This window comes from Planotetraspora kaengkrachanensis (assembly GCF_016862895.1).
GTDB classification, from domain to species: Bacteria; Actinomycetota; Actinomycetes; order Streptosporangiales; family Streptosporangiaceae; genus Planotetraspora; species Planotetraspora kaengkrachanensis.
Window position 1 is genome coordinate 204,685 of record NZ_BONV01000003.1, and the last position, 26,470, is coordinate 231,154.

23 protein-coding genes are annotated in these 26,470 nt (G+C 71.8%); 15 read left to right on the forward strand and 8 right to left on the reverse strand.

What is annotated here, in order from left to right; all coding sequences use genetic code 11:
* Positions 1-51 precede the first annotated feature (51 nt).
* Positions 52-891 carry an MIP/aquaporin family protein gene (locus Pka01_RS05580; protein ID WP_203881504.1) on the reverse strand — a complete coding sequence of 280 codons (840 nt, stop codon included), beginning with the start codon at positions 889-891 and terminating at the stop codon, positions 52-54.
* Positions 892-1,200: 309 nt separating this feature from the next.
* Here Pka01_RS05580 and Pka01_RS05585 point away from each other — a divergent pair, with 309 nt between their 5' ends.
* From Pka01_RS05585 to Pka01_RS05595, 3 genes are read left to right on the forward strand one after another with little or no spacing between them, the layout of a single operon-like run.
* Positions 1,201-1,968 (forward strand): IclR family transcriptional regulator, encoded by a 768-nt coding sequence (locus tag Pka01_RS05585; protein WP_203881505.1) that lies wholly within the window; start codon positions 1,201-1,203, stop codon positions 1,966-1,968.
* A 57-nt stretch (positions 1,969-2,025) separates the two neighbouring features.
* On the forward strand, positions 2,026-3,540 hold the full coding sequence (glpK, locus tag Pka01_RS05590) for a glycerol kinase GlpK (RefSeq protein WP_203881506.1): 1,515 nt from the start codon (positions 2,026-2,028) through the stop codon (positions 3,538-3,540).
* A gap of 2 nt (positions 3,541-3,542) precedes the next feature.
* Entirely contained in the window at positions 3,543-4,505 is a 963-nt protein-coding gene (locus tag Pka01_RS05595; protein ID WP_239114757.1) for an aldo/keto reductase, read from the forward strand.
* A gap of 26 nt (positions 4,506-4,531) precedes the next feature.
* Here the strand turns inward: Pka01_RS05595 and Pka01_RS05600 are convergent, their stop codons facing one another.
* Positions 4,532-4,984: a hypothetical protein gene (locus tag Pka01_RS05600; RefSeq protein WP_203881508.1), complete on the reverse strand. Its 453-nt coding sequence runs from the start codon at positions 4,982-4,984 to the stop codon at positions 4,532-4,534.
* Between the two features lie 177 nt (positions 4,985-5,161).
* On the opposite strand from Pka01_RS05600, the gene Pka01_RS05605 reads away from it, so the two are divergent.
* The 3 genes from Pka01_RS05605 (at position 5,162) to Pka01_RS05615 (ending at position 7,721) form a co-directional block, all read left to right on the forward strand.
* Entirely contained in the window at positions 5,162-6,082 is a 921-nt protein-coding gene (locus Pka01_RS05605; RefSeq protein WP_203881509.1) for a hypothetical protein, read from the forward strand.
* Positions 6,069-7,217 (forward strand): helix-turn-helix domain-containing protein, encoded by a 1,149-nt coding sequence (locus Pka01_RS05610; RefSeq protein WP_203881510.1) that lies wholly within the window; start codon positions 6,069-6,071, stop codon positions 7,215-7,217. The genes Pka01_RS05605 and Pka01_RS05610 overlap by 14 nt, the downstream gene beginning before the upstream one ends.
* An 84-nt stretch (positions 7,218-7,301) precedes the next feature.
* Positions 7,302-7,721: a GerW family sporulation protein gene (locus tag Pka01_RS05615; protein WP_203881511.1), complete on the forward strand. Its 420-nt coding sequence runs from the start codon at positions 7,302-7,304 to the stop codon at positions 7,719-7,721.
* Between the two features lie 180 nt (positions 7,722-7,901).
* On the opposite strand, the gene Pka01_RS05620 is transcribed toward Pka01_RS05615, so the two are convergent.
* Both Pka01_RS05620 and Pka01_RS05625 read right to left on the reverse strand, forming a co-directional pair.
* Entirely contained in the window at positions 7,902-8,474 is a 573-nt protein-coding gene (locus Pka01_RS05620) for a hypothetical protein (RefSeq protein WP_203881512.1), read from the reverse strand.
* Between the two features lie 3 nt (positions 8,475-8,477).
* On the reverse strand, positions 8,478-9,236 hold the full coding sequence (locus Pka01_RS05625) for a bestrophin-like domain (RefSeq protein ID WP_203881513.1): 759 nt from the start codon (positions 9,234-9,236) through the stop codon (positions 8,478-8,480).
* Between the two features lie 277 nt (positions 9,237-9,513).
* On the opposite strand from Pka01_RS05625, the gene Pka01_RS05630 reads away from it, so the two are divergent.
* Both Pka01_RS05630 and Pka01_RS05635 read left to right on the forward strand, forming a co-directional pair.
* A complete protein-coding gene (locus Pka01_RS05630; RefSeq protein WP_203881514.1) occupies positions 9,514-11,397 on the forward strand; it encodes a multicopper oxidase family protein in 1,884 nt (627 codons plus the stop codon).
* A gap of 21 nt (positions 11,398-11,418) precedes the next feature.
* Complete coding sequence (locus Pka01_RS05635) at positions 11,419-12,081, forward strand: SDR family oxidoreductase (protein ID WP_203881515.1); 663 nt, start codon at positions 11,419-11,421, stop codon at positions 12,079-12,081.
* A gap of 49 nt (positions 12,082-12,130) precedes the next feature.
* Here the strand turns inward: Pka01_RS05635 and Pka01_RS05640 are convergent, their stop codons facing one another.
* Entirely contained in the window at positions 12,131-15,010 is a 2,880-nt protein-coding gene (locus Pka01_RS05640; protein ID WP_203881516.1) for a helix-turn-helix transcriptional regulator, read from the reverse strand.
* Positions 15,011-15,226: 216 nt separating this feature from the next.
* Between Pka01_RS05640 and Pka01_RS05645 the strand changes: the two genes are divergently transcribed.
* Together Pka01_RS05645 and Pka01_RS05650 are read left to right on the forward strand one after the other, a co-directional pair.
* On the forward strand, positions 15,227-16,738 hold the full coding sequence (locus tag Pka01_RS05645) for a sensor histidine kinase (RefSeq protein ID WP_203881517.1): 1,512 nt from the start codon (positions 15,227-15,229) through the stop codon (positions 16,736-16,738).
* Between the two features lie 146 nt (positions 16,739-16,884).
* The gene (locus Pka01_RS05650; protein ID WP_203881518.1) at positions 16,885-17,232 is read left to right on the forward strand and encodes an SPW repeat protein; all 348 of its coding nucleotides are present in this window, start codon (positions 16,885-16,887) and stop codon (positions 17,230-17,232) included.
* A gap of 175 nt (positions 17,233-17,407) precedes the next feature.
* Here the strand turns inward: Pka01_RS05650 and Pka01_RS05655 are convergent, their stop codons facing one another.
* Both Pka01_RS05655 and Pka01_RS05660 read right to left on the reverse strand, forming a co-directional pair.
* Positions 17,408-17,833, reverse strand: coding sequence for an ester cyclase (locus Pka01_RS05655; RefSeq protein WP_203881519.1), 426 nt, complete (start codon positions 17,831-17,833; stop codon positions 17,408-17,410).
* On the reverse strand, positions 17,833-19,191 hold the full coding sequence (locus tag Pka01_RS05660; RefSeq protein ID WP_203881520.1) for a sensor histidine kinase: 1,359 nt from the start codon (positions 19,189-19,191) through the stop codon (positions 17,833-17,835). Before Pka01_RS05660 ends, Pka01_RS05655 begins: the two co-directional genes overlap by 1 nt.
* Positions 19,192-19,627: 436 nt before the next feature.
* Between Pka01_RS05660 and Pka01_RS05665 the strand changes: the two genes are divergently transcribed.
* The 3 genes from Pka01_RS05665 to Pka01_RS05675 all read left to right on the forward strand — a co-directional run bounded on the left by Pka01_RS05665 (position 19,628) and on the right by Pka01_RS05675 (position 22,358).
* Positions 19,628-19,978 carry a bifunctional 3-phenylpropionate/cinnamic acid dioxygenase ferredoxin subunit gene (locus Pka01_RS05665; RefSeq protein ID WP_203881521.1) on the forward strand — a complete coding sequence of 117 codons (351 nt, stop codon included), beginning with the start codon at positions 19,628-19,630 and terminating at the stop codon, positions 19,976-19,978.
* Between the two features lie 7 nt (positions 19,979-19,985).
* Entirely contained in the window at positions 19,986-21,155 is a 1,170-nt protein-coding gene (locus tag Pka01_RS05670; RefSeq protein WP_203881522.1) for an NAD(P)/FAD-dependent oxidoreductase, read from the forward strand.
* 72 nt (positions 21,156-21,227) lie between these two features.
* A complete protein-coding gene (locus Pka01_RS05675; protein ID WP_203881523.1) occupies positions 21,228-22,358 on the forward strand; it encodes an aromatic ring-hydroxylating oxygenase subunit alpha in 1,131 nt (376 codons plus the stop codon).
* A 54-nt stretch (positions 22,359-22,412) separates the two neighbouring features.
* On the opposite strand, the gene Pka01_RS05680 is transcribed toward Pka01_RS05675, so the two are convergent.
* Positions 22,413-23,201: an IclR family transcriptional regulator gene (locus Pka01_RS05680; protein ID WP_203881524.1), complete on the reverse strand. Its 789-nt coding sequence runs from the start codon at positions 23,199-23,201 to the stop codon at positions 22,413-22,415.
* A 98-nt stretch (positions 23,202-23,299) separates the two neighbouring features.
* Between Pka01_RS05680 and betA the strand changes: the two genes are divergently transcribed.
* A complete protein-coding gene (gene betA, locus Pka01_RS05685; RefSeq protein ID WP_203881525.1) occupies positions 23,300-24,934 on the forward strand; it encodes a choline dehydrogenase in 1,635 nt (544 codons plus the stop codon).
* A complete protein-coding gene (locus Pka01_RS05690) occupies positions 24,931-26,406 on the forward strand; it encodes an aldehyde dehydrogenase family protein (protein ID WP_425571030.1) in 1,476 nt (491 codons plus the stop codon). The genes betA and Pka01_RS05690 overlap by 4 nt, the downstream gene beginning before the upstream one ends.
* Positions 26,407-26,470: the final 64 nt, after the last annotated feature.

Here is a 26,470-nt window from a genome sequence, read left to right on the forward strand (position 1 = left end):
CTGCCTCTCGTGTCGTGGGGTCACACCGATCTAATACCGGGTCGGGATTCTTCAGCGGGAGGCGGCGGCCGCCTCGTAGTCGGCGGGGGGAGGAGTGCGGCCGGGCTCGGGCGCGCCCGCACGCGGGAGGAAGCGGTCGACCAGGAGCTGGTACAGGCCGGCGCCGATGATCCCGCCGATGACGGGTGCGACGATCGGCACCCAGAAATAGAGGTCTCCGTACTGGTCGCGCCACGCGCCGCCGTACCCGGTGAGGAAGGACGCGAGGCGGGGGGCGAAGTCGCGCGCGGGGTTGATGGCGTATCCGGCGTTCGTGCCCCACGCCATGCCGATCGCCACCACGATCAGGCCGACGATGAAGGGCGCGAGGTTCGCGAGCGGCGCGGAGTTGCGGACGTCGGTGACGGCGAGGATCAGGAACAGGAGGATCGCCGTGCCGATGATCTGGTCGCGGAAGCCGCCCCACATGTGGACCGGCAGCGTGCCGTTGCCCGGCAGGGTCGAGAAGACCCCCTGCGTCTTGATGGTGTGCCCCGGGTCGACCTTGGCGAGGACCTCGCTGTAGTTCCAGCGGACGATCAGCGCCGCGAGGAAGGCGCCGAGGGTCTGCGCCAGCGTGTACGGCAGGACCTTGCGCCAGGAGAATCCCTTGAACACGGCCAGGGCCACGGTCACGGCGGGGTTGAGATGGGCCCCGCTGACGCGGGACGCCGTGTAGACGCCGAGGACGACCGCGAGTCCCCAGGCCCATGCGATGCTGTCGTGGTCGCCGATCCCGCCGCCCACGACCTGGGCGACGACGCCCAGGCCGAACAAAATCAGTATCAGCGTCCCCGCGAACTCGGCCGCCAGCTCGCCCAGCAGTCCTCGGTTTGCGAACCGTTCCGCCATGTCTCCTCCTAAGACCATGTCCACTCTCCAAGAGCGCGGACGGGCGGTGGTATTGGGACCCCCACAGGGGATGCAACGGGACGTTAAGCTTCGCTGTGGAGTACGTCAACGAATGGGTGTCGGCATTGTCGAACACTGGTCAGGCTCAGTAGTCCGTATTAGGCTCGTGGCGTGACGCAGGCCACTCCATTTCCGTCTATAACGCCCCGGCTGGCCGTTCATCGAAGGAAACCCGGTGAGGTAAGGCCTCGCGTCACGATCCAGCGTCGGCATTGTCGAATACTTTTCGCCGGAGATACGATCCGCCCCATGCCCGGTCCAGTTCAGTCCATCGAGCGAGCGGCCGCCATCCTGCGCCTGCTCGCGCAGGGGTCGGGACGGCTCGGCCTCAGCGAGATCGCCAACTCACTCGGTCTCGCCCGGGGCACGGCGCACGGCATCCTGCGCACGCTGCAGATGGTCGGCTTCGTCGAGCAGGACGAGGCGACCGGCAAGTACCAGCTCGGCGCCGCGCTGCTGCACCTCGGCACCAGTTACCTCGACGTCAACGAGCTGCGCTCCCGTGCCATCAACTGGGCCGACGCGCTCGCGGCCCGCAGCGGCGAGGCCGTGCGGATCGGCACCCACCTGCAGGGCAAGCTCCTGGTGGTCCACCACGTCTTCCGGCCCGACGACACCCTCCAGACGCTGGACGTCGGCATGCTGCTGCCCATGCACGCGACGGCCATGGGCAAGGTGCTGCTCGCCTACGACGCCAACGCCGCCGCGGCCGTTCCCGAGGGCGACCTCGAGGCGTTCAGCCGCCGCACGATCCGTACGACCAAGGAGCTCACGCGCGCCCTGTCCGGCATCCGCGAGGTCGGCTGGGCCGCCGACGTCGAGGAGACCACCGTGGGAGAGGCGAGCGTGGCCGCCCCGATCCGCGGCTACGGCGGACTGGTCGTCGGCGCCATGGGGATCTCCGGGCCCGTCGAGCGGGTCTGCGACCCGCACAACCGTCCTCGGGCCGATCTGGTGACCTTCGTGCGTGACGCCGCGCGGGCGGTTTCACGCGATCTCGGAGCCCCTCGCTGGTGATCTCACTCGGAGACCCCGGTGAAATCCGCTGCCCGCCTGACACGGAGGGAGGACGCCGTGGCTGAGCGTTATGTGATGTCCATCGACCAGGGGACGACCTCGACCCGCTGCATCCTCTTCGACCACGGCGGCCGCCTGGTGTCGGTGGCGCAGCGCGAGCACAAGCAGCACTTCCCGCGCCCGGGCTGGGTGGAGCACGACGCCACCGAGATCTGGCGCAACCTGGAGCAGATCGGCCCGAAGGCGCTCGCCCAGGCCGGGGCCGACCCCGGGCAGGTGGCCGCCGTCGGCATCGCCAACCAGCGGGAGACGACGGTGTTATGGGACCGCCACACCGGGGTCCCCGTCACCCGGGCCGTCGTCTGGCAGGACACCCGCACCGACATGCTGGTGGAGGAGCTGGCCCGCCGCCCCGACGCGTACATCGTCGAGGAGCTCTGCGGCCTCCACCTCGCGACCTACTTCTCGGCCCCGACCATCCGCTGGCTGCTCGACCACACTCCCGGCCTGCGGGAACGCGCCGAACGCGGCGACGTCCTGTTCGGCACGATGGAGAGCTGGCTCATCTGGAAGCTCACCGGCGGCCCCGAGGGGGGCGCGCACGTCACCGACGTGACCAACGCGAGCCGCACGCTCCTGATGAACATCTACAGCCTGAGCTGGGACGACACGCTCCTGGACTTCTTCGGCGTGCCCCGCGCCATGTTGCCCGAGATCCGGCCGTCGGCCGAGACGTACGGCGTGGCCACGCGGGTGATGCCCGGCGTGCGCATCGCCGCCGCCCTCGGCGACCAGCAGGCGGCGCTGTTCGGGCAGACCTGCTTCGCCGTCGGCGAGGCCAAGTGCACGTACGGCACGGGCAGCTTCCTGCTGCTCAACACCGGCCACGAGCCCGTCCGCTCCACGCACGGCCTGCTGACCACCGTCGGCTACCAGATCGGCGCCGAACCCGCCGTGTACGCGCTGGAGGGGTCCATCGCGATCACCGGCGCGCTCGTCCAGTGGTTCCGCGACGGCCTCGGACTCATCGGCACCGCGCCCGAGATCGAGACGGTGGCGAGGACCGTCGACGACAACGGCGGCTGCTACATCGTGCCCGCCTTCTCCGGGCTGTTCGCCCCCCACTGGCGCAGTGAGGCCCGCGGCATCATCGTCGGCCTCACCTCCTACATCACCAGGGGGCATCTGGCCCGGGCCGTCCTCGAGGCGACGGGCTGGCAGACCCGCGAGGTCGTCGACGCGATGAACGCCGACTCCGGCCTGAACCTGCGGACCCTGAACGTCGACGGCGGCATGACCGCGAACAACCTGCTCATGCAGTTCATCGCCGACGTGCTGAACGTGCCCGTGGTCCGGCCCATGGTCGCCGAGACGGTGTCCCTCGGCGCCGCCTACGCCGCCGGGCTCGCCGTCGGCTACTGGCCCGACCTCGAAGGTCTGCGCCGCAACTGGCACCGCGCCGCCCAATGGCTGCCGGCCATGGATCCCGAGCTCCGCGCCCGGGAGTACGACAACTGGCAGCGCGCGGTCGAGCGCACCTTCGACTGGATCAAACCGCACGACGAGGAATGACCATGCTCGCTGAACGCACGCTGGGCCGGACGAAACTGGCGGTCACGTCCGTCGGCCTCGGCCTGGCCGCGGTCGGGCGCCCGGCCTACATCACGCTCGGCCGCGACGAGGACCTGGGCGGGGACCGCAGCGTGGCCACGATGCGCGCGCGCAGCTGGGCCGTCCTCGACGCCGCGTGGGCGGCGGGCGTGCGCTACTTCGACGCCGCCCGTTCGTACGGCAGGGCGGAGGAGTTCCTCGCTGGGTGGCTGAACGACAGGGGGATAGCCCCGGGCGCCGCGACGATCGGGTCGAAGTGGGGATACGAGTACGTCGGCGGCTGGCGGATGGACGCCGAGCGTCACGAGGTCAAGGACCTGTCCCCCGCGCAGTTGCACCGCCAGCTCGACGAGACGCTCGGCCTGCTCGGCCCGCACCTGTCGCTGTACCAGATCCACTCGGCGACCGTGGAGAGCGGGGTGCTCGACGACGACGACGTCCTCGGCGCGCTGAGCACCCTGCGCGCGGAGGGCGTCGCGGTCGGGCTGTCGACCACCGGGCCGCGTCAGGCGGACACGATCGACCTGGCCGTGGACACCGGGGTGTTTGACACGGTGCAGTCGACCTGGAACCTGCTGGAGCGCTCGGCGGGCCCCGCCCTCGCCCGGGCCCACGCGGCCGGCCTCGGCGTGATCGTCAAGGAGGGCGTGGCGAACGGCCGGTTGACTCCGCGCGCGGCTCCCGCGCCGCTCGAGGCGGCCGCGCGCGAACGGGGCGTCCCGGCGGACGCGCTCGCGCTCGGCGCGGTGCTCGCGCGGCCGTGGGTCACCACCGTGCTGAGCGGCGCCGCGTCGACGGCCCAGTTGCGCGACAACCTGGAGGCCGTCACGGTCGCGTGGGACGACGGGCTGGCGGAGCGGCTGGACGCGATGACCGAGGATCCGGACCTCTACTGGGCCACACGCGGGTCGCTGGCCTGGGCCTGAACCCCCGTCAGAGCGGCCGACGCGCCTCAGGGCGTGTAGCCCGTGCCGGAGCCCGTCCCCGCGTCGCCGGCGCCGTCGGAATCGGTGAACCCGTCGAAGTCGCCCGACTCGCCGGACTCGTCGAACCGGTCCGGCGCGGCACCGTGGCCGGACTGTTCCGACGACCACGACGACGCATGCTGGTGACCCTCGAAGGGCAAGATGATCTTCTGACTTCCCGGCACCGTGCCGTCGGCGGGAGGCCACACGATCACGACGTCCTGGGGCGTCGGCGCGTGGAGCGCCACCGCGTCGGGCGCGCTCGAAATGGGATCGTCGATCCAGGCGAGCTGTGACAACACGCCTGGGTGAGCGGGACCGTAAACGGAGACCGGCGCGGACGCGGGCCCCTGGGCGTTCACGGCCGGGGCCGGGTCGGCTGACGTTCCAGAGCCCGTGGCGAGCAGGACGCCGGCCACGAACGCGGTGCACACTGGCATGATCTTCCCCCAACAGTAATAACGGTACGAGATCGACAGTAAGCACCACAGACCACATGATCTACGACCAAATGATCAAGGTCCGGTCAAACATTCCGGGCGTGATCCGCAGGGCCGCGGCGGCGCAGGGAGAAGACAACATCAACTACACCTGTGCCGGGAGTAGGATGCGCGGAAATGAAGCGTCGGCGGCGGCGTCCGGTCAACGGGCGAAGCCGGATCGGAGGTCGCCGGGTGTATCCGAGTCCGTCCCCACAGGGCTGGGCCGCCGGACGTTTCGGCGACCGGGCCGAAGCGGTCCGCCGCCAGATCGTCGCGTCACTGACCGAGGCCGTCGCCAACGCCCAGGACGCGCAGCGCTGGTCGCGCAGCGACAAGAACTTCCCCTACGGCCACACCCTGATGACCAGGCGGTACGAGGCGCTTGTCGAGGGTTTCCGGGATGAGCCCGGCTTCCAGACGGTCAGGCCGTACACCTCGCCGCACCGCCTGGTGCTGCTCGACGGCAACCTGCTGCTGCCCTTCCGGTACGCCGAGGACGACACCACACCCGTCTCCACGGCCCGGATCAGCGACGGCCGCATCTCGGCGCTCGTGCGCGAACTGTTCGACCGGTTCGGCCCGGCGGCCGTCTACCGCCAGGAGGAGCTCGACCTGTCGATCGGCTGGGAGGGCGACTGGGAGGGCGAGCCGTCGCCGGAGGCGTGGCCGGCCGGGGACGAGGGCGGGACCCGACAGGCGGACGGGGCGATGCGCCCGGCCCTGCCCCACCTCCCCGAGGACACCCGGCTGGTCCCCATCGCCTACGCCGGCAACGCCCACGCCGGGCTGCTGCGGCTCTACTGGGGTGAGGCCGAACTCCTCGACGATCTCGGGCACCTCCGGTGGCTCCACTACGAGCCGATCCCGCTCACGATCGCGTCCCCGTCCGCAGGGCTCACCGAGGCCGCCGGCGCGGCGCGCTTCGACCAGGGCGCGCTGCCCGATCTCGTCCTGCGGGCCAGGCCGCCGGTCGAACGGGCGAATGAGGCGATGTTCCCCGTCCACAACGAGGCACAGCAGGAAACCGCGGTCACCGCCGACGATGAGCACCCGTAACCAGAGCCACCCGAGCCCGCAGGCAGTCGCCGACGCGTTCGACCCGAGCCGGCTCACCCAGGCACGGCACCTCGCGGGCCTGACGAAGAAGGACCTGGCGGAACGGATCGGGGTCACGCCCGCCGCCGTCGGGCAGTACGAGACGGGCATGACCCGGCCGCGCCCGGCGCTGGTCCCCCAGCTCGCCGACGCGCTCGCCGTACCGCCGGCGTTCTTCCTTACCGGCCGTCCGCACGGCAAGCTCGACGGCTCGATGGCGCACTTCCGCAGCCTGCGCTCCACCCGCGCGCACCAGCGGGCCAAGGCCGTCGCGTTCGTCGAGCAGGTGTGGGAGCTCGCGCACGCGCTGGAGAAGCGGGTGCGGCTCCCCGACGTCGACCTGCCCGGTTTCTCCGGCGGCGAGGTGCACGCGGGCGCGGACCTCCCCCACGACCCCGCGCAGGCGGCCCGCGCGCTGCGCAGGCTCTGGGGGCTGGGCGCCGGCCCGCTGTCGCACATCGTCAGGCACATGGAGGCGCACGGCGTCATCGTGGTGTTCCCGCCGCCCGACGAGGACTCCTCGACGGTCGACGCGTTCTCCACCTCGCAGTTGCCGCGGCCGATCGTGGTCCTGACGGCCAACCGGTTCGACGACATCCACCGCTACCGCTTCACCGCGGCGCACGAACTCGGCCATCTGGTCCTCCACGGCGACACGGCGTCGGGGGACGGCCGGCAGGAGCGGGAGGCGGACGTGTTCGCCGCCGAGTTCCTCACCCCCCGCGACAGCATCCTGCCCGACCTGCCCAGACGCCTCGACCTGCGCCGTCTGGGGGAGCTCAGGCACACCTGGGGCGTCTCCGTCGACTCGCTCCTCTACCGCTGCCGGGAGGTGGGCCTGCTGTCCGACTCCGCGGCGAGCCGCGCCTACCAGCGGCTCAGGGAGCTCCGCGACCAGCCCGGCTTCGCCGCCGAACCGATCAGCGGCTATCCCGGCGAGCAGCCGACGCTGCTGCGCCAGGCCTTCGAGCTGGCCGTGGCCGAGACGGGGCTCACCATGGCCCGACTCGCGAGCACCCTGGCCTGGCCCGCCGGCCGCGTGCGGGAACTGCTCGGCATGCCCGACCAGCGCCCGGCCCTGCGCATCGTCCCCTGAAGACCACGGTCGCCGTACGGGCCTTCCACGCGGACGCACGGCGAACGACCATGGGGACGCGGATCCTACGAAGGGAGTCAAACCATGGAGGTCATGAAACTGATCTCGCGAATCCACGACGACGTGACGGTCCGGCGGGTCTTCGGGGAGCCGATCACGGTGGACGGCGTGACGGTCGTGCCGGTCGCCAGGGTCGCCGCCGGCGGCGGGGGCGGCGAGGGTTCGGGCCCCGGAGTGCGCGGCGACGGAGAGTCCGGCGCGGGCGGCGACCGCACGGGTGACGCGCAGGCCGAGGGGTCGGGGGCGGGTTTCGGCATGGCGGCCACCCCGGCGGGGGTCTACGTCATCAAGGAGGGCAAGGTCCGCTGGGAGCCGGCCCTCGACATCAACCGCATCGTGCTCGGCGGTCAGATCGTCGCCGTCGTCGCCCTGCTCACGCTGCGCGCGATCGCCCGCAGCAGAGCCAGGGCGCACGCACACGGTGCGCCACGCCGCGGGCGCTGACCTCCGCGACGGACGCCGCCTGGTCGATCGGCCGCAAGACGGAATGGCTGAAGAGCAAGGGCCTGCTCGGCGCGATGATCTGGGAGATGTCCGGCGACACCGGATCCCTGACCAGCGCTCTCGACGCCGGCCGGAGATGACGGACCCGGGGCCGTCTCCGCGATCGGAGGCGGCCCCGGCTCAGCGGAAGCCCGCGAACGCCACGCCCGCCGCGGTGGCGATCACCGTCGAGAAGATGACGAGAACCATGATCGTGCCGAGCGGGTTGCGATGCTTGCGCGCGGGAGCCGCCATCGGCGTGCGAACGGGATAGGCGGAGGCGACCGTCGACGGCTTCGGCCGGGGGGACGACGGCGTGGGCGTGGGCGTGGGCGTGCGCTGCCGGGCGACGGGCGCCACCGGCGGCGGAGCCGGCCTGGCGGGCGCGGGGGGCGTCACCCGCCGCGTGGGCGAGGGGGACGGCCGCGGCGGCGGAGGCTCCGGCGACGGCCGGGGAACGGCGCGGGCGCACCGAGGCGGGGCGAGGACGCCGAGCTCGACCTTCAACCGCACCAGCGTGCGGAGGTCGACGCAGACGGCGACGCCGAGGCCGTCGTCGTCGGGAGGGGGCGGGACCACCTTCACCGCGACGTCGGCTCTCACCAGGGGGTCCGGCGGAGGCTCGGCCGCGGCCGGCAGGGCGACCCCGGCGGCCGCGAGCGTGCAGCCGGCGAGGACGCCGCCCACCACCGTGAGCGTCCGTGTGAAACCCATGGGTCACCGACTCTCGGGGATTCGCTGGAATTCCTGCAGCGCGGTCGCGAAGGCGTCCGGCGTGACCGCCAGCCCGCCGGTGAACACGCGGGAGATGTCCCAGGCCAGGTAGACGCCGACGCCGAGCATCACCGCCATGGCCAGCATCGGAACCAGGGCGAAACCGCGGGGCCGGGCGCCCGCCATGAACGGGAAGACCAGGACCACGACGCCCGTCACGACCGTCAGCACCATCACCGCGGCAGGAGGGGTGGCCTTGGCGTCGGCCGCCCGCTGGCGCCGGGCGGCGGACAGGTCCGCCAGCCGGTCGAGGGCCGCCCCCTTGGCCACGCGCGCGTCATCGTCCGTCACGTTGAGCGCGGCCACCTGGGTGCGCAGGGAGTCGAGACGCCAGGAGCCCTCGGGGCTGAGCCGGCCCGACGCCATGAGCGGCCACTCGCGGTCGAGCACGAAGCCGACGTAGTCGCGCAGCCCCGCCTGCACCTCGGCGCCCCCCGGGGCCGGCAGCGAGGCGGCGGACCAGTAGGTCTCCACCGCCGCCTGGGACTCGGTGTAGGTGTTCTGCCTCGCCGAGTCGACGGTCGTCCACGGCACGACGATCGCGATGGCGAACACGAGCAGGAACAGCGAGGAGACCATCGCCCCCGCGTGCCCCGAGGAGGTCTCGTCTCCCGTCTTCCCCCGGGCCAGTTTCCTGAACAGGAACGCGGATGCGGCCACGAGGCCGACCGCCGCCACCACGGCGAACACGCAGACGAGCATTGACCATCCCCATAGACGACTACTGCCGGACGGGCCGGAGGCTTTCCCGATCACTTTGTGTTACATGACTACCACATGAAGTCACCTTAGGGCTCGCCTTACCGCAAGACCGAACGCGCAGTTCGGGCCCGTTTGAGGCGTTATTGACGAGATGGTCGCTAGCCTCGGATGAGAAGAGACCAGGTGACGGGCAGTGTCGGCCCGATCATCGGCTCCAGCCGTTCTGCGGCCACGGGCGCGGCCGGCGACCGCAGGCGGACCGAGCGGAGGCACGGCGATGCGGCTCACCAGACGGGAATTCGCGCGCCTCGCTGCGGGAGCGGGAATCGCGGCCTCGTGGCCGGCGACGCCGGGCCGGAAGTTGCGGAGGTTCACCGACCCGCTGCCCGTTCCGCCCGTGGCCGTGCCGGACAGGTCGGCCCATCGGGGCGCCGACTACTACGACGTGACCATGCGGCAGGCCCCCTGGCGCTTTCACCGCGATCTCGACATCACCATGGCGTGGGGATACTGGGCCGCCGATCCCGGTGACCCGGCGCGCCCCCTGGGAATGGGCTGCCTCGGGCCGACCCTGGTGGCCCGGCGCGACAGGCCGGTGATCGTCAGGTACCGCAATCGGCTGCCCACCGCCCACCTGCTCCGCGGCTCCGTCGACCCCAGCCTCTGGCGGAGCGTCCCCGGTGTACCACCGGACCCGCCGGGAGGCCGGCGGATGACCGACCTGCCCGACGACGTCACCGTGTGGAACGTCGTCCACCTGCACGGAGGGCGGAACCCTCCGCAGTCCGACGGCGACCCGCAGAGCTGGTTCACGCCCCACGGGCTCCACGGCCCGATGTACGGCTCGCTGCCGGGCGCGACGGCCAACGAGGCGATCTACGCGTACGGCAACGCGCAGCGGGCGGCGATGTTGTGGTACCACGACCACGCCATGGAGCTCACGCGGCTCAACAACTACGCGGGGCTGTCAGGCGTCTACCTCGTCCGCGACCGTCTCGAGGACGCGCTCGGCCTGCCTCGCGGCAGGTTCGAGGTGCCCCTCGTCATCCAGGACCGCACGTTCCGCGAGGACGGCTCGCTGTTCTATCCCACGAAGGGGGCCGGCCGCCACCATCCCGTCTGGGTCCCGGAGTTCTTCGGCGACACCCCCGTGGTGAACGGCAAGGCGTACCCCTTCATGGCGGTGGAGCCGCGGCGGTACCGGTTCCGCGTGCTCAACGCGTCGAACGCGCGCTTCTATCACCTGTGGTTCGCACGCCACGGGTCACAGCTCCCCTTCTGGGTGATCGGCTCCTCGGGCGGCCTGCGGAGCTTCCCCCTGCGCGCCCACCACATCCTGCTGGCGCCGTCGGAACGGGCCGACCTCGTCGTCGACTTCGGCAGGCTGCCGATGGGCGCCGCCGTCACGCTCATGAACGACGCCGCCGTGCCGTACCCGGGCGGGGGCGGCGGACCGGCCATCCCCGAGATCATGCGTTTCCACGTCTCCGACCCGCTGACCGGCAGGGACGACAGCACGCCGCCCGGCGCGCTCGCGCTGCCGCCGGTCGAGCCGCTCCGGCCGGGGCCGGAGACCCCGGTGCGCCCGCACGTCCTCACCGAGACTCTCGACCAGCAGGGCGTCCCGATCCACATGCTGATCGACGGCCGCTACTTCTTCGAGCCGGTGGACGACTTCGTGGCGTCGGGCGCGACCGAGATCTGGGAGTACGTCAACACCACGGGGGACGCCCACCCCATGCACGTCCACCTCGTGCAGTTCCTCATCCACAACCGGCAGCGGCTGCAGGCGGACGAGTACGCGAGGGACCACGCCCGCTGGGTCGCGGCGGGCCGCCCTTCCGGCGGCGGGCCCGACCTGGCCCGTTACCTGCTGGGGCCGCCGGAGCCGCCGGAGCCGGACCAGCAGGGCTGGCGGGACACCTTCGTGGCCTATCCGCGGATGGTCAACAGGATCGTCGCCCGGTTCGACCCGGCGCCTCCCGTCCCCGGCGTCGGCGGAACCGCGACCGCGTTCCCCGCCGGGTACATCCATCATTGCCACATCCTCGAGCACGAGGACAACGACATGATGCGGCCATGGCGGCTGGTGACCACCCGGCCCGCGCCTCCGGGGACGCCACACGCGGGCGCTCCCGGGGCGCCTCCGCGCACCGGCTGATCGTCGACGGAGGTGATCCACATGCGCGTGGTGATCGCGGGCGGGCACGGCAAGATCGCGCTGCGGCTCGAACGGATGCTCGCGGAGCGCGACGACGCCCCGGTCGGCCTGATCCGCGACCCGGCCCAGGCCGGCGACCTCAGGTCCGCCGGCGCCGAGCCCGTGCTCTGCGACCTGGAACGGGCCGGAGTCGACGAGGTCGCCGAGATCGTCCTGGGCGCCGGCGCCGTGGTGTTCGCGGCCGGCGCGGGTCCCGGCAGCGGGGCCGCGCGCAAGAACACCGTCGACCGGGGGGCCTCCGTCCTCCTGGCCGACGCCGCCGAACACGCCGGGGTGCCGCGGTTCATCCAGATCTCCACGATGGGCGGCGGCTCCCCGCGCCGGCCCGGGACGGGAGAGTCGTGGAGCGCCTACATCACGGCGAAGGCCGCGGCCGAGGAGGATCTCCGGGCCCGCGAGCTGAGCTGGACCATCCTGCGTCCGGGACGCCTGACCGACGAGCCGGGATCCGGGCTCGTCACACTGGCGGACCCGCCGCTCCCCTATGGCGAGGTGTCGCGGGACGACGTGGCGGCGGTGATCGCGGCGCTGATCGACCGCCCGGAGACCCGGCACCGCACGCTGGAGCTCATCGGCGGAGGCGTTCCCATCGACCAGGCCGTGCGCCTGCTCGTCTTCCGCTGACCCGGGTCGCCGGCCCCTCGCCCGGCCTGCCGGGCGAAAAGCGGCCGGGTCAGCGCGGGCGCTGGCGGCGGTCGGAGGGGGGCTGCACCCCGGCGTCGGCCTCCTCCGGCGCGAGCTCGGCGGCGAGCCTGGCCAGCTCGACCCTGGAGCCGATGCCGAGCTTGCGGAAGACCTGACGCAGGTGGAACGAGACGGTGTGCGGCGACAGGAACATGCGTGTGGCGACCTGGCGGTTGGTCAGCCCGTGGGCCACGAGGGAGGCGACCGTGCTCTCGGTCTCGGTGAGGCTGCCCCATCCGGTCGACGGCCGTTCGGTGTAGGTCCAGTGCCTGCGGCGGACCCCGAGCTGGCGCAGCCGCGCGCGCACGCGGGCGACGTCGCGAAGGGCGCCGACCTGGTCGTAGCCCTCCAGTGCCTGCTCCAGGCAGAGGACGGCCGCGTCGGTGTCGGACGCGCCGGCCGTGCTCCCCAGCAGGGCGCCGAGATCCTCCGACGCGGAGGCCCGGCTCCACGGGTCCCTGAAGGACGCCGCCGCCCGGGAGAGCTTGGCGGAGTCCCCGTCGACGAGCCCGCGGGCGTGGTCCGCCGCCGCGGCGAGCACCGGGAAACCCGGGTTGTCGAGTTTGAGACGCTCGGCGGCCAGCACGATCTCCTCGGCCCACTCGGGGTCGCCCGTCATCAGCGCGATCCTGGTCATCCACGCCGCTGAGGGGGGCTCGACGACGAGCAGCCACCTGCGCCTTTGCGCGTCGGCGCTCTTGAGCGTCTCCTTCGCCGCCTGTGGGCCTCCCGTGGCCTCGGCGAACAGGCCCACCGCCCACAACCCCCACACCGATCCGAACCGCAGGCCGAGCGTGACCTGCTCGGAGCGGTAGCGCTCGATGTGGCGGGTCGCCGACGCGATGTCGCCTGTCCGCACGGCGACGATGGCGAGAACGCCGTGGCCGAACAACTCGAACGCGTGCGGGCCGAACTCGTCGGCCAGGGACAGACCGGTCTGCGCCTCGGCGGCGGCGTCCTCCATCCGGCCGGCGACCAGGCGGAGGCGGGCACGGAAGAACGCCGGGTTCGCGGCGTAGGGAGTGTGGCCGGCGGCCCGGACCTCCTCCTCCGCGGCCTGGATGTTCGTCTCGGCCTCCTCGAGGCGCCGCATGCAGGTGAGGATCCGGGCCAGCAGCAGCCGGGGATGCGCCAGGCGGGCCGCGACCGATCCGTCGCTCGCGGCTGCGACGGCCTCCCTGAACTGGTCGAGCCCGGCCTCGACGCGTCCGTCGAGGAAGTCGAGGTGCGCGAGCAGGAGGAGCGCGCCGACCCTGGCGTCGAGCGTCCTGCCCGGATCGGCCAGGACGGCCTCGGCCCGCTCCTGGCCGCGCTTGAAGTCGTTCAGGGCGATCAGGGCCTTGAACCAGGCGAGCTCCACCATGCCCTGTAGTTGCGGGGAGAGGTCCGGCTGGGCGAGGACGATCTCCGCCTCGGCGATGGCCTCGCCCGGCTGGCCGCTGAGCAACATGATGATCGCGAGCTTGCACCGCAGCTCGACGGACTTCGCGTCGGGCAGCGTGGCCAGGGACTCGCGGACGAGTTCGGCCGCCTCGATGAGCCGTCCGGTGACGGTGAGGGCGTCGACGGCCGCGGCCGTGCGCTCCAACCGGTGGGAATCGTCGTCGGCGGTGAGCTCCAGCGCCCGGAGGGCGAGATCGGCGGCGGTCTGCGGCGAGGAGCACAGCACCTCGCGGGCGGCCCGGTCGAGACCGTCGAGCGCCCGGGTGTCGCCCGGCCTGGCGCTGTGCACGAGATGCGCGGCGGCGGGGACGGTGCTGCCGCCCCTGTTCAGCAACATCTCGCCCGCCTGCCGGCGCAGGGCCAGGCGCACCGGAGGAGGCACGGCGTCCGTCACGGCCTGCCGGAGGAGATCGTGGCGGAACGCGAGCAGGTCGCCCGACGTCACCAGAACGCCCGCGCCCGTCGCCTCCTCCAGCCCCGGCAGCAGGCGGCTCGCCGGTTCGCCGAGCATCTCGGCCAGATCGTGGACGGCGAACGAGCGGCCGAGGATCGCCGCGACCTGGAGCATGTGGCGCGTGCCCGCCGTCAGCCCGTCGAGGCGCTTGCGGGTGATCGCGCGGACCCAGGGCAGCTCCGCCCACGCCAGCCGCGCGTGCCCGCCGTCGATCTGGACCGCGCCCTCTTCGTTGATCTTTCCGAGCAGTTCGACGAGCAGGAAGGGGTTGCCGCCCGTCGCGCCGGAGAGCGCGAGGACGTCCGGTCCCGGGGACGCCTGCAGGACGTCCGCGACGATCGCCGCCACCGCGTCGTCCGGGAGGGGACCCAGCTGCACCGGCGTGGCGCCGTCGCGCTGCAGCGCCTCGAACAGCCGATCCAGGCGAGGGGGGTCGTCACCCGCACCCCGGGCGAGAGCGAGCATCCACACCAGTGGATAGCTCGCGAGATCCGACGCCAGCGTCCGGAGGGCCAGCATGGTCGTGGAGTCCGCCCAGTGCAGGTCGTCCAGGGTGACCAGCACGGGTCCCTGCGCCGCCCGGCTCTCCAGCCGCGTACGGAGCTGCTCGGTCATCAGCAGGCGAAGGTCGAGGACGTCCGAGACGGACATCCCGGTGAGCAGCGCGTGTGGCGACTCCCCGAGCGCCGCTATCAGCGGCATCAGGGGCATCATCTGGCTCAGCTCGTCGGCCGTGCCCCGCAGCACGGTGAAGCCGACGCGTTCCGCCACCTCGGCGGTCTCGTGCAGCAGCCGGCTCTTACCCATGCCCATCTGACCTTCGACGAGCACGACGCCGCCCCGGCCCTCCGTCGCGGCCCGCAGAATCCCGGCCACGGCGGCCCATTCCCGCTCCCGGCCACGCCAGCCTGGCCTCGACGACGACTGGAAGCCGGCCGCGGACCCCGGATCATGCGAGGGCGAGCCTCCCATGAAGTCATGACACCATTTCCGCCTTCAGGGGTCGCAGGTGGGGGCTGGCCGACGCCTCCCCGGGGGCGAATCGGCGGACCCGGGACGACAAGCCGGCGACAAGCTACGCGGACGTGCGATGTGGAGGAGGAGGTGACGGGGCGAGCATGAGTAGGACTCGCCGGACGTCCCCGGTGAGGCAGGGAGCACCGACGAGCAGAGGGGGACAACGGGGTCATGCCGCTATCCGCGCGTCTCCCCCGGCCACGGACGATTCGTGGCCGCGTCACCCTGCTCGTCACCGTTCTGGCCGCGGTCCTGCTCGTGCCCGCGGCCCTGGTGGGCGCCACGGTGGCCCGTCAGGCCTTCGCCAGGGCCGCCTGGCTGGACGCGCGGAGCCAGGCGACCCTCGTCGCGGCGGAGATCCGCGCGGGACGGCCCGCAGGCGCGATCACGCCGCAGGTCCCCGGCATCGATCTCATCCAGGTCGTGGCACCCGCCGGCCAGGTAATCGCGTCCTCGGACGCGGCCAGGGGCATGGGCCCGCTGGCGACGGTCCGGCCCGCCGGCGACTCGCTCAGGGAAATCGAGACCTGCGGTCACCCTGATCTGGGCTGCGTGCGTCTCGCCGCCGCCAGAGTCGGGCCGGCCGCCGACTCCCCCGTCGTGTACGCGGGCCGGGCGACGCCGCACGGGCTGTCGACGGGGATGCTGGACCTGCTCTTCGTAGCGCAGGCCCTGGCCCTGCTGCTGCTCGCGGCCCTGACGACGTGGAAGATCACCGGCAGGACGCTGCGCCCGGTCGAGGTCATCAGGACGCAGCTCGCCGGGATCAACGCCAACGACCTGAGCAGCCGCGTGCCCGAGCCCTCCGGCGGCGACGAGATCACCCGGCTCGCGCAGACCGTCAACAACACACTGCGGCGCCTGGAACACTCGCAGGAGCGTACGGAACGGGCGCTCGAACAGCAGCGGCTTTTCGCCTCCGACGCCTCACACGAGTTGTGCACCCCCATCGCGGCCGTGCGCGCGCAACTGGAGGAGGCCCGGCTCCATCCCGACGCGGACGGCGTTCCCGAGATGTTGCGCGGCACGCTGCGGGACGTGGACCGGCTCGAACTGATCATGACCGACCTGCTCCTGCTTGCCCGGGTCGGCGCCAACGAGCCGGTCGAGCGGCGGGAGATCGATCTGGACGGCCTCGTGCGGTCGGGGGTCTCCCCGCGCGGCGGCGGCCCGGCCGTCGATCTGCGGCTCACCCCCGGGATCACGGTCGAGGGCGTCCCCGCCCAGCTCGACCGGGTTCTGGTCGACCTCCTCGAGAACGCCCGCCGCCACGCCGTGCGCAAGGTACGGGTCGAGGTGCGGCGCGACCGCGACATGGCCGAGCTGACCGTCAGCGACGACGGCACCGGCGTCCCCGAGGAGGACCGCGGCCGGATCTTCGACCGGTTCACCCGTCTGGACACCGCTCGGTGCCGCGAGAGCGGCGGCTCGGGCCTCGGCCTCGCGATCGCGCACGACATCGTGGCGGCCCACCGCGGCACCCTGCACGTCGAGACGTCCGATCTCGGCGGGGCGCGCTTCGTCCTCAGGCTCCCCCTCGCGCCGCGGCGCCGCGAGGAGGCCGCCCCCGCCGACGTCAGGCCGGCCGCCGGCGCCCGGAGCCGCAAGCCGGAGCGGGCCTTCGCACCGATCACCCCCATGACCCCGATGACGCTCACCGGCACGACCGACCCCGCGGTCTGAATCTCCTGGCATGGGCGCCGGGCCCGGCCTCACCGTCGGCGACTACGTATGGTGAGGCAATCCTGACGAATTGGAACATTGACCGGTCGGTCAATCAGGAACATGGTCGGGTCAAAGGGTCATCTCTCCCATGTTCGGAGGCACGGATGGATCTCACGAGATCGTTGTCCGACGTCGTCGCCCTGCTGGCCGGCCTGGTCGCGGCGCTCGCGCCGTTCTTCTGGGCAGACGACGCCGCTGCGGCGGGTCAGCCACTGCTCATCCTCGGAACGCTCCTCATCGTGTCCGCCCTGTGGGCGATCCTGGGCGCGGGTGGAGCGAGTTCCTGGGTCACCGCCGCGTTCGGGGGGCTGTTGTTCGTGTCCCCCTGGGCGTTCGGCTTCGACGGCCAGTCGGCCTCGGCGTGGACGGCGTGGCTCGCTGGAGCCGTGACCGTCGTCGTCGGCCTGCTGACCTCCCTCCAGGCCCGTAGCGGGGCGACGGCCCGCGCCTGACCGAAGCCCGTCCGCGCCCGGAGCCCCTGTTCCCGACCCGAACCCGCCCGATCGGGCTCCGCCGTCCCGGCCGCCCGTGAATCACCCGCGGCCCCGCCCGTCCTCGCTCCCCGCGAGGGCCGGGCGGGGCCGTCCAGTAGTGGTCGACAGGTGGTCGACGGGGGTCACCCGGAGGTCATCGGGTGATGCGCTCGACGCCGAGCTGGCTGAGCATCTCGAGCTGGTCGTAGTAGACGCGCTGGCTGGCGATCAGCCCGTCGTCGTCCATGGTGCGGAAATCACAGCCCCGGACGACGACGTGCCGGCCGGTGGGCCCGGCCACCTCTCCGTCGGGCAGCAGGAACGGTCCCCCGTGGGTGCTCGTGACCGTCCACTCCATCACCGTGAGATCCCCGCACACCCCCTTGCTTGTGGGCGTCAGCGTGATGTCCGGGAACCCCTCGAGGTAGAGCGCGAAATAGGACGCGATCTGCTCCCGCCCCTCGGCGATTCCGCCCGGGCACACATAGACACCGCACGGGCTGAAGAAACCGGCCGCCTTCTCGAAGTCGTGCGCGTTGAACGCGTCGATCATGCCGTCCGTGACTTCGTGGTCAAGCATCAGGAGAACTCCTCGACGGGGACGTCCGGCGTGCTTGCCTGCATCGCCGGAGTGAGGGGGAGCCGCAGAACGAATCGTGCGCCTCGCGGCGAGTCCTCGATCCGCAGCGTTCCGTTGTGGGCGTGGGCGATGTCCCGGGAGATGGCCAGTCCGAGCCCGCTGCCCCCGGGTTCGCGGCGCAGCCCGTCGTCCAGGCGGACGAAGCGTTCGAAGACACGCTCGCGATCCTGCGGCGCGATGCCGTCGCCGTCGTCGCACACCGTGACGACGGCCTGGCCGTCCACGAGTTCGGCGACGACCTCGACTCGGGTCCCGGCGTGCCGCCTGGCGTTGGTCAGGAGGTTGTCGACGACCCGGATCAACTGGATCCGGCTGCCCATGACGATCAGATCGCGGCGGGCGCGGACGTGCACCGGCACGCCGCCCACCTCCGCCGCCGCCTCCTCGATCACCAGGGCGCCGACGTCGACCGGCTCGCGGGCGGCCGGATCGCCGGCGCGGAGGCGGGCCAGCACGAGCAGGTCGTCGACGATCGTCTCCAGCCGATCGGTGACCGTCAGCGCATCCCGGATGGTCTCGTGGGGGTCGACCTCGTCGGGGTAGAGCATCGCCTCCTCGAGCCGGGCACGCAGAGCGGTGAGCGGCGTCCTGAGCTCATGAGAGGTGGTGGAGGCGAACCGGCGTTGCTGTTTCACCGACTCCTCCAGCCGGGCCAGGGTCCGGTTGGCGGTGCGGGCGAGCAGCGCGTACTCGGAGCGGCCCGGCGGCTCGGGCACCCGCAGGCTCAGGTCGCTCGCGGTGATCTCGGCCATGGTCGCGCGGATCGCGGTCACCCGGCCCAGGGTGCGCCCCGCCAGCCACCAGTTGCCCCAGGCGATGAGGGCGGCGATCAGCACGATCCCCCCCGCGGTGAGGAACGCCAGGCGGTGCGACGCGAGGATGGCCGGTTCCGCCGTCCCCGCGTAGAGATAGTGCGGCTCACCGTTCCAGATCTCGCGGGTCTCCAGTGGCGCGACCCGCACGGCGGCGAGCATGACGCACTCCCCCCGCGCCGAGCACACGGTGTGGCTCTGCATCCGGTCGTCGATGGGGGGACGCGCCGTGCTCAGGGCCGGCCTGCCCGCCGCCGCGGGGCTGGCCGTCACGACCCGGCCGCGGGAGTCGACGAGCTGGATCAGGTCGATGCGCGTCTTCGGAACCGGCCTCGGCGTGTAGCCGGGCCGTACGGTGCCGAGATAGTTCCCGGCGGCCCTCTGCGCCTCCTGGAAGATCTGGGCCTGGATTCCGTCGACCACCAGGCGGTCGATGCTCGCGCCGATCGCGGTCAGGAAGATCAGGGCCAGTCCTGCCACTGCCATGGTGGTGCGGGTGCGGAGCGAGTCCGGCAGAAACAGTGCGCGGAGCGAGTCCGGCAGAAGCAATCGTCCGCCTCCCAATGCGGCTCACTCTCTTGGGGCAAATGTCCACGTAAGTCCCAAATAGAAGGTATCTGCGCGGCATTGATGGGCGGCCGAAACAAGGACAAAAGCAGACCGTCTCATTACCTGTGGGAATGGCCACACCTCCGGCCACACCGCCGGAATGCGTGCGGTCCGGCCCCGGCCGCACGAGCGCCACGGCCGGTCTCCGAACAGGTCGCGAGCGGGAGCGCCGGTCCGCCACAGGCGGCGCGTTGCGCCACGCATCTACCACGATTTAGCCCGATATGTCGCCTCTTGACATGAGTCCTACGCCGGGTCACTCTGTTGCGCATAGCGCTGCTTGTTCCGTCAGACGAAACTTGGGGTTTGCCGCATGATCCCTGCGTGTCCCCTCGCGGCCCTTCCCCGGGGCGAGGCATTCCGGCTCGACACCGTCGAACCGCCGATCGCGGTCTTCCACACCGACGACGGCGAGCTGTACGCCGTCGACGACACGTGCACCCACCAGGACGCCTCACTCGCCGACGGCTGGCTGGAGGGATGCGAGGTGGAATGCCCGCTGCACGCCTCCCGCTTCGACCTCCGGACCGGCGAGGTGGACGCGCCCCCGGCCAAGCTGCCGGTCAGGACGCACGGCGTCGTGGTCGAGGACGGCACCGTCTACGTGGTGCCGTCGGACCTGCCGCCCAACCTGCCGCCAGGGGCCCGCGCGAGGACCGCGTGAGGCCGGCATGAGGTCCGTCGCGGTCATCGGGGCCTCTCTCGCGGGCCTTTACGCCGCCCGTGCCCTGCGTGACCAGGGGTTCGACGGCACGCTCACGATCGTGGGATCCGAGCGCCACCGCCCCTACGACCGGCCTCCGCTGTCCAAGGAGTTCCTCGCGGGCCGGATGACCGAGGCCGACCTCGCACTAGAGACCGACGACGAGGATCTCGCCGCCGAGTGGCGCCTGGGCGTCCGCGCCTCCGGGCTCGACCCGCGCGACCGCCGCGTCCTGCTCGCCGACGGAACCTCGATCGCCGCCGACGGCGTCGTCGTGGCGACCGGCGCCACCGCCCGCACCCTGCCCGGCGACTCCCCCACACTGGAGGGGGTCCACACCCTCCGCACGCTCGACGACGCGTCGGCGCTGCGCGCCGACCTCGTGCCCGGCCGCCGGCTGGTCGTCATCGGCGCCGGATTCATCGGGGCCGAGGTCGCGTCCACGGCTTGTGAGCTCGGCCTCGGCGTGACCATCGTGGAGACGGCTCCTGCGCCGCTCGCCCGCGCGCTCGGCGGGGAGATGGGCACCGCGCTCGGCGCGCTCCACGAAGAACGCGGAGTCGGGCTGATCTGCGGCGTGGCCGTACAGGCCCTGACCGGAGGTGACCGCGTCGACGGAGTGCTGCTCGCCGACGGACAGCGGCTCGACGCGGACGTCGTGCTCGTCGGCATCGGCGCGCGGCCCGAGATCGGATGGCTGGAGGGCAGCGGGGTCGAACTCGGCGACGGCGTGCTGTGCGACTCCGGAGGAGGCACGAGCCTGCCCGGCGTCGTGGCGGTCGGCGACTGCGCCGCCTGGTTCGACCCGGGGCTCGGGCGCCACCACCGGGTCGAGCACTGGACCGGCGCGGTGCAGCGGCCCGCGGCGGCCACCGCGACGCTCCTTTCCGGCGGGTCCGCCCCCGCCCCTCCGCAGGCGCCGCCGTACCTCTGGTCCGACCAGTACGGCATGCGGATCCAGTTCGCCGGTCACACCCTCCCCGGTGACACGGTCACCGTCGAGGAGGGCGACGTGGCGGCGCGCAGCTTCCTCGCCGTCTACCGGCGCGAGGACCGGCCCGTCGCGGTGCTCGGGGTGGACCAGGTCCGCCAGTTCACCCGGTGGCGCCGCAGGCTAGCCACCGTCAACACGGGTTGAGGGATAGGGAGTGCATGTGAACCAGCCATCGGCCGCCGCATCCACAGGTACACGGCCCGTTGAGGAGGCGGCGTGACCACGAGCAGCCTTCCCCAGAGCCTGATCACCACCCTGCCGGGCGGCCACTACACCGACGAGAACGTCTTCGCCCTCGAGCAGGCGCGGGTCTTCGAGTCCATGTGGACGTGCGTCGTGCGCGCGGCCGACCTCGCCAAGCCGGGCGCGTTCAAGACCGTGCAGGTGGGCCGGGAGAGCGTGCTCGTGACGCGGGCGCGCGACAACTCGATCCGCGCGTTCCTCAACGTGTGCCGCCACCGCGGCGCGCGGATCAGGACCGAGGAGTGCGGCGAGGTCAAGCGGGCATTCCAGTGCCCCTACCACGCGTGGACGTACGACCTCGAGGGCAAGCTGATCGCCGCGCCCAACCTCACCAAGATGCCCGACATCGACCGGGTCGAGTACGGCCTGATCAACGTGCACGTCCGTGAGTGGCTCGGGTACGTCTGGGTGAATCTGTCCGACGAGCCCGTGCCCTTCGAGGAGGAGGTGCAGGGCCAGATCGTGGAGCGGCTCGGCGACCTCGGCTCCATCGAGAACTACGACATCCCGAACCTCGGGCTGGCCCGGCGGACCGTCTACGACGTGAAGTCGAACTGGAAGCTCATCGTCGAGAACTTCATGGAGTGCTACCACTGCGCGACGATCCACCCGGAGCTCACCGAGGTGATCCCGGAGTTCGCCGACGGGCTCGCCACGCAGCTGTCCGTGGGTCACGGGGCCGAGTTCGGCGAAGACATCGAGGGCTTCACGGTGGACGGATCGGCCGGCGCCGACCGGATCGACGGAGTGAGCGAGGACCAGGACCGCCGCTACTACGGGCTCACGGTCAAGCCGCTGATGTTCCTCAACCTCGTGCCCGACCACGTGATCCTGCACCGGATGTTCCCGCTCGCGGTGGACCGCACGGTGGTCGAGTGCGACTGGCTGTTCCGCAAGGACGTGGTCGACAGCGGCCGCGACCTCGACGCCTCCATCGAGCTCTTCCACCGGGTCAACGTGCAGGACTTCGAGGCGTGTGAGCGGACCCAGCTCGGGATGGGCTCGCGCGCGTACGCCAAGGGCGGGGTGCTCGTGCCGAGCGAGCACCACATCGGCGGCTTCCACGAGTGGGTGCTCGACCGCCTGGGCACCTCGCTCGCCTAGTCCGCACGACCCGGCAGGCGGTGGCGAGTGATCTCCTCGGAATCGCCGGACGGCTCAGCCGCCGTACCCCATTCGGCGGCTGATGTCGTCCGCCCCGGCGATGAGGATCGGCGCGAGTTCGTGCATCCGCTTCTCGCTGAAGCGGTAGGCGGGGCCCGAGGCGCTGACGGCGGCGAAGACCTCGCCGTCGTGGGAGCGGATGGGCGCCGCGATGGCGTTCAGCCCGATCTCGTACTCCTCCACGGTCACCGCGTACCCGCGTTCCCTGGCCTCGGCGAGCTCCGCGTTCAGTCCCTCGGCCGAGGTGATCGTCGCGGAGGTGTACCTCTCGAGGCCGGCGGCTCCAAGCAGTTCTTCTCGCTGCCGTTCGTCCAGGTGGGCGAGCAGGACCTTGCCGCTGGACGTGGCGTGCAGCGGGGTGAGCTGGCCGACCCAGTTGTGCGCGGTGACCGCGGCCGGGCCGCGGACCTGGTCGAGGTTGACCGCGTAGTGGGAACGCGCGACGGCCAGGTTCACCGTCTCGCCGATCTCGTCGGCGAGACGGCGGCACACCGGACGGCTCTGCTGGGTGAGGTCGAGCCTGGCCGCGACGCCGCCGGCGAGCCGGACGATCCCGAAGCTCAGCCGGTACTTGCCCCGGTCCTCGGCCTGCTCCACGAGACCCCGGGCCTCCAGCGCTCCGAGCAGGCGGAACGCCGTCGACTTGTGCACGTCGATCTCCAGGGCGATCTCGCTCACACCGGCCTCGCGCCGCCGGGAGAGGATCTCCAGGATGCTGATCGCGCGATCGACGGACTGGACGCCGCCGCCCTCGGCTCGTGCACTGGAAGATTCTTCGGCCATAGCCGGACTGTAGCGCGCGAGCCGGACCGGACGGTCCGGCTGTTGCGAATTACGCACCCCATTGCACAGACCAATATCATCCTGCCCGGGAGGCAGACATGTACGACTTCGTCATAGTCGGCGGTGGATCGGCCGGAAGCGCCTTAGCGAACCGGTTGTCGGCCGACCCGTCGAACCGGGTGCTCGTGCTGGAGGCCGGCAGACCGGACTACCTCTGGGACGTCTTCATCCACATGCCCGCGGCGCTGACGTTCCCGATCGGCAGCCGCTTCTACGACTGGAAGTACGAGTCCGAGCCCGAGCCGCACATGAACGGCCGGCGGATCTACCACGCCAGGGGCAAGGTGCTGGGCGGCTCCAGCAGCATCAACGGCATGATCTTCCAGCGCGGCAACCCCCTGGACTACGAGCGCTGGGGCGCCGACCCCGGCATGGAGACGTGGGACTTCGCGCACTGCCTGCCGTACTTCAAGCGCATGGAGAACTGCCTCGCCGCCGACCCCGACGACCCGATGCGCGGGCACGACGGCCCGCTGGTGCTCGAGCGCGGCCCGGTCGCCAACCCGCTGTTCTCGGCCTTCTTCGAGGCCGTCCAGGAGGCGGGCTATCCGCTGACCGACGACGTGAACGGCTACCGGCAGGAGGGCTTCGCCCGCTTCGACCGCAACCTCCGGCGAGGACGGCGCCTGTCCGCCGCCCGCGCGTACCTCCACCCGGTGAAGAACCGGCCCAACCTGGAGATCAAGACCCGGGCGTTCGTCACGAAGATCCTCTTCGAGGGGAAGCGGGCGGTCGGCGTCGAGTACAACGGCAAGACCGTCCGGGCCGGCGAGGTGATCCTCTGCGGCGGCGCGATCAACTCGCCCCAGCTGCTCCAGCTCTCCGGCGTCGGCAACGCCGCCGAGCTCAAGGCCCTCGGCGTCGACGTCGTCCATGACCTGCCCGGCGTCGGCGAGAACCTCCAGGACCACCTCGAGGTCTACATCCAGTACGGCTGCAAGCAGCCCGTCTCACTGCAGCCGGCGATGAAGCTGCACAAGCGGCCGTGGATCGGGGCGCAGTGGCTGTTCCTGCGCAAGGGCCCGGGGGCGAGCAACCACTTCGAGGCCGGCGGGTTCACCCGGAGCAACGACGACGTCGAATATCCGAACCTGATGTTCCACTTCCTGCCCGTCGCCGTCCGTTATGACGGCAGCTCTCCCGCGGGCGGTCACGGCTACCAGGTGCACATCGGGCCCATGTACTCCGACGCCCGCGGCTCCGTGAAGATCAAGAGCACGGACCCCCGGGAGCATCCCGCGCTCCGGTTCAACTACCTGTCCACCGACCAGGACCGGCGTGAGTGGGTCGAGGCCGTACGGGTGGCCCGCGACATCCTCAACCAGCCCGCGATGAATCCGTACAACGCCGGGGAGATCTCGCCCGGGCCCTCGGTGGAGACCGACCAGGAGATCCTGGACTGGGTGGCCAGGGACGGCGAGACCGCCCTGCACCCCTCGTGCACGGCGCGGATGGGCGTCGACGACCTCTCCGTGGTCGACCCGCTGACCATGAGGGTGCACGGCCTGGAGGGCCTGCGGGTGGTGGACGCCTCGGTCATGCCGTACGTGACGAACGGCAACATCTACGCCCCGGTGATGATGCTGGCGGAGAAGTCGGCCGACCTGATCCTCGGCGACACCCCCCTGCCGGCCGAGCCGGTCGAGTTCTACCGCCACCAGAAGGTGAAGTGAGCGCGTTGAAGGACCTCTACATCGGCGGAACCTGGCGCGAGCCGGTCGCGGGCGGCAGCCGCGAGATCCTGTCGCCGGCCGACGGCGGGCTCGTGACGACGGTCGCGGAGGCGACCCGGGCCGACACCGAGCTGGCGATCGCCGCGGCGCGGGCCGCGTTCGACGACGGCCCGTGGCCGCGGACGCCGGAGCGGGAGCGTGGAGCGCTGCTGCTGCGCGTGGCCGGCCTCCTGGAGCGCGACCGCAGGGAGATCGCCACGGCCGAGTCGCTCGACACCGGCAAGCGGCTGGTGGAGAGCGAGTACGACGTCGACGACGTGGTGAAGTGCTTCCGCTACTTCGGCGGCCTCGCCGGCACCGACGCGGGGCGAGTGATCGACACCGGCCGTGACGACGCGATCAGCCAGGTGGTGTACGAGCCGGTCGGCGTGTGCGGGCTCATCACCCCGTGGAACTACCCGCTGCTGCAGACCTCGTGGAAGGTCGCCCCCGCGCTGGTCGCGGGCAACACCTTCGTCCTGAAGCCGAGCGAGCTCACGCCGTCCACCGCGATCATGCTCATGCGGCTGCTCGAGGAGGCCGGATTGCCCGCGGGCGTGGCCAACCTCGTGCTCGGCGCGGGAGCCTCGGCGGGCGCGCCGCTGGCCGAACACCCCGACGTCGACCTGGTGTCGTTCACCGGCGGCCTGGCCACGGGGCGGACCGTCATGGCCTCCGCGGCCGCGACCGTGAAGAAGGTCGCCCTCGAGCTCGGCGGCAAGAACCCCAACATCGTCTTCGCCGACGCCGACTTCGAGGCGGCCGTCGACTTCGCGCTCACCGCCGTCTTCCTCCACTCGGGACAGGTCTGCTCGGCGGGCGCGCGGCTGCTCGTCGAGGACTCGCTGCACGACGCCTTCGTCGACGAGGTCGTACGGCGGGCCTCCCGCATCCGCCTCGGCGGGCCGTTCGACCCCGAGGCGGAGACGGGACCGCTGATCTCGGCCGCCCACCTGGCCAAGGTCGAGGCGTACGTCGCGGCCGGGATCGCCGAGGGCGCGGTGCTGCGGTGCGGAGGGGAACGTCTTCCCGGAAAGGGCCACTTCTACCCGCCGACCGTGCTGGACGAGTGCCACCGGGAGATGCGGGTGGTCCGGGAGGAGTCGTTCGGGCCGGTCCTGACGGTCGAGCGGTTCAGGGACGAGGACGAGGCGGTCCGGCTGGGCAACGACACCGACTACGGCCTGGCGGGCGCGGTGTGGACCCGGGACGCGGGCAAGGCCGCCCGGGTGGCCGGGCGGCTGCGCCACGGAACGGTGTGGATCAACGACTACCACCCGTACGTGCCGCAGGCGGAGTGGGGCGGGTTCAAGCAGTCCGGCGTGGGGCGTGAGCTGGGACCGACCGGTCTCAACGAATACCGCGAGCCCAAGCACATATGGCAGAACATCTCCCCCGCCCCCCAGAACTGGTTCACCCCCCCTTCCGCGTGATCGCCCCCCTTCCGCGTGATCATGCACACATTCGGCGAAGGGCTCTCTCACCTGCGACGACACC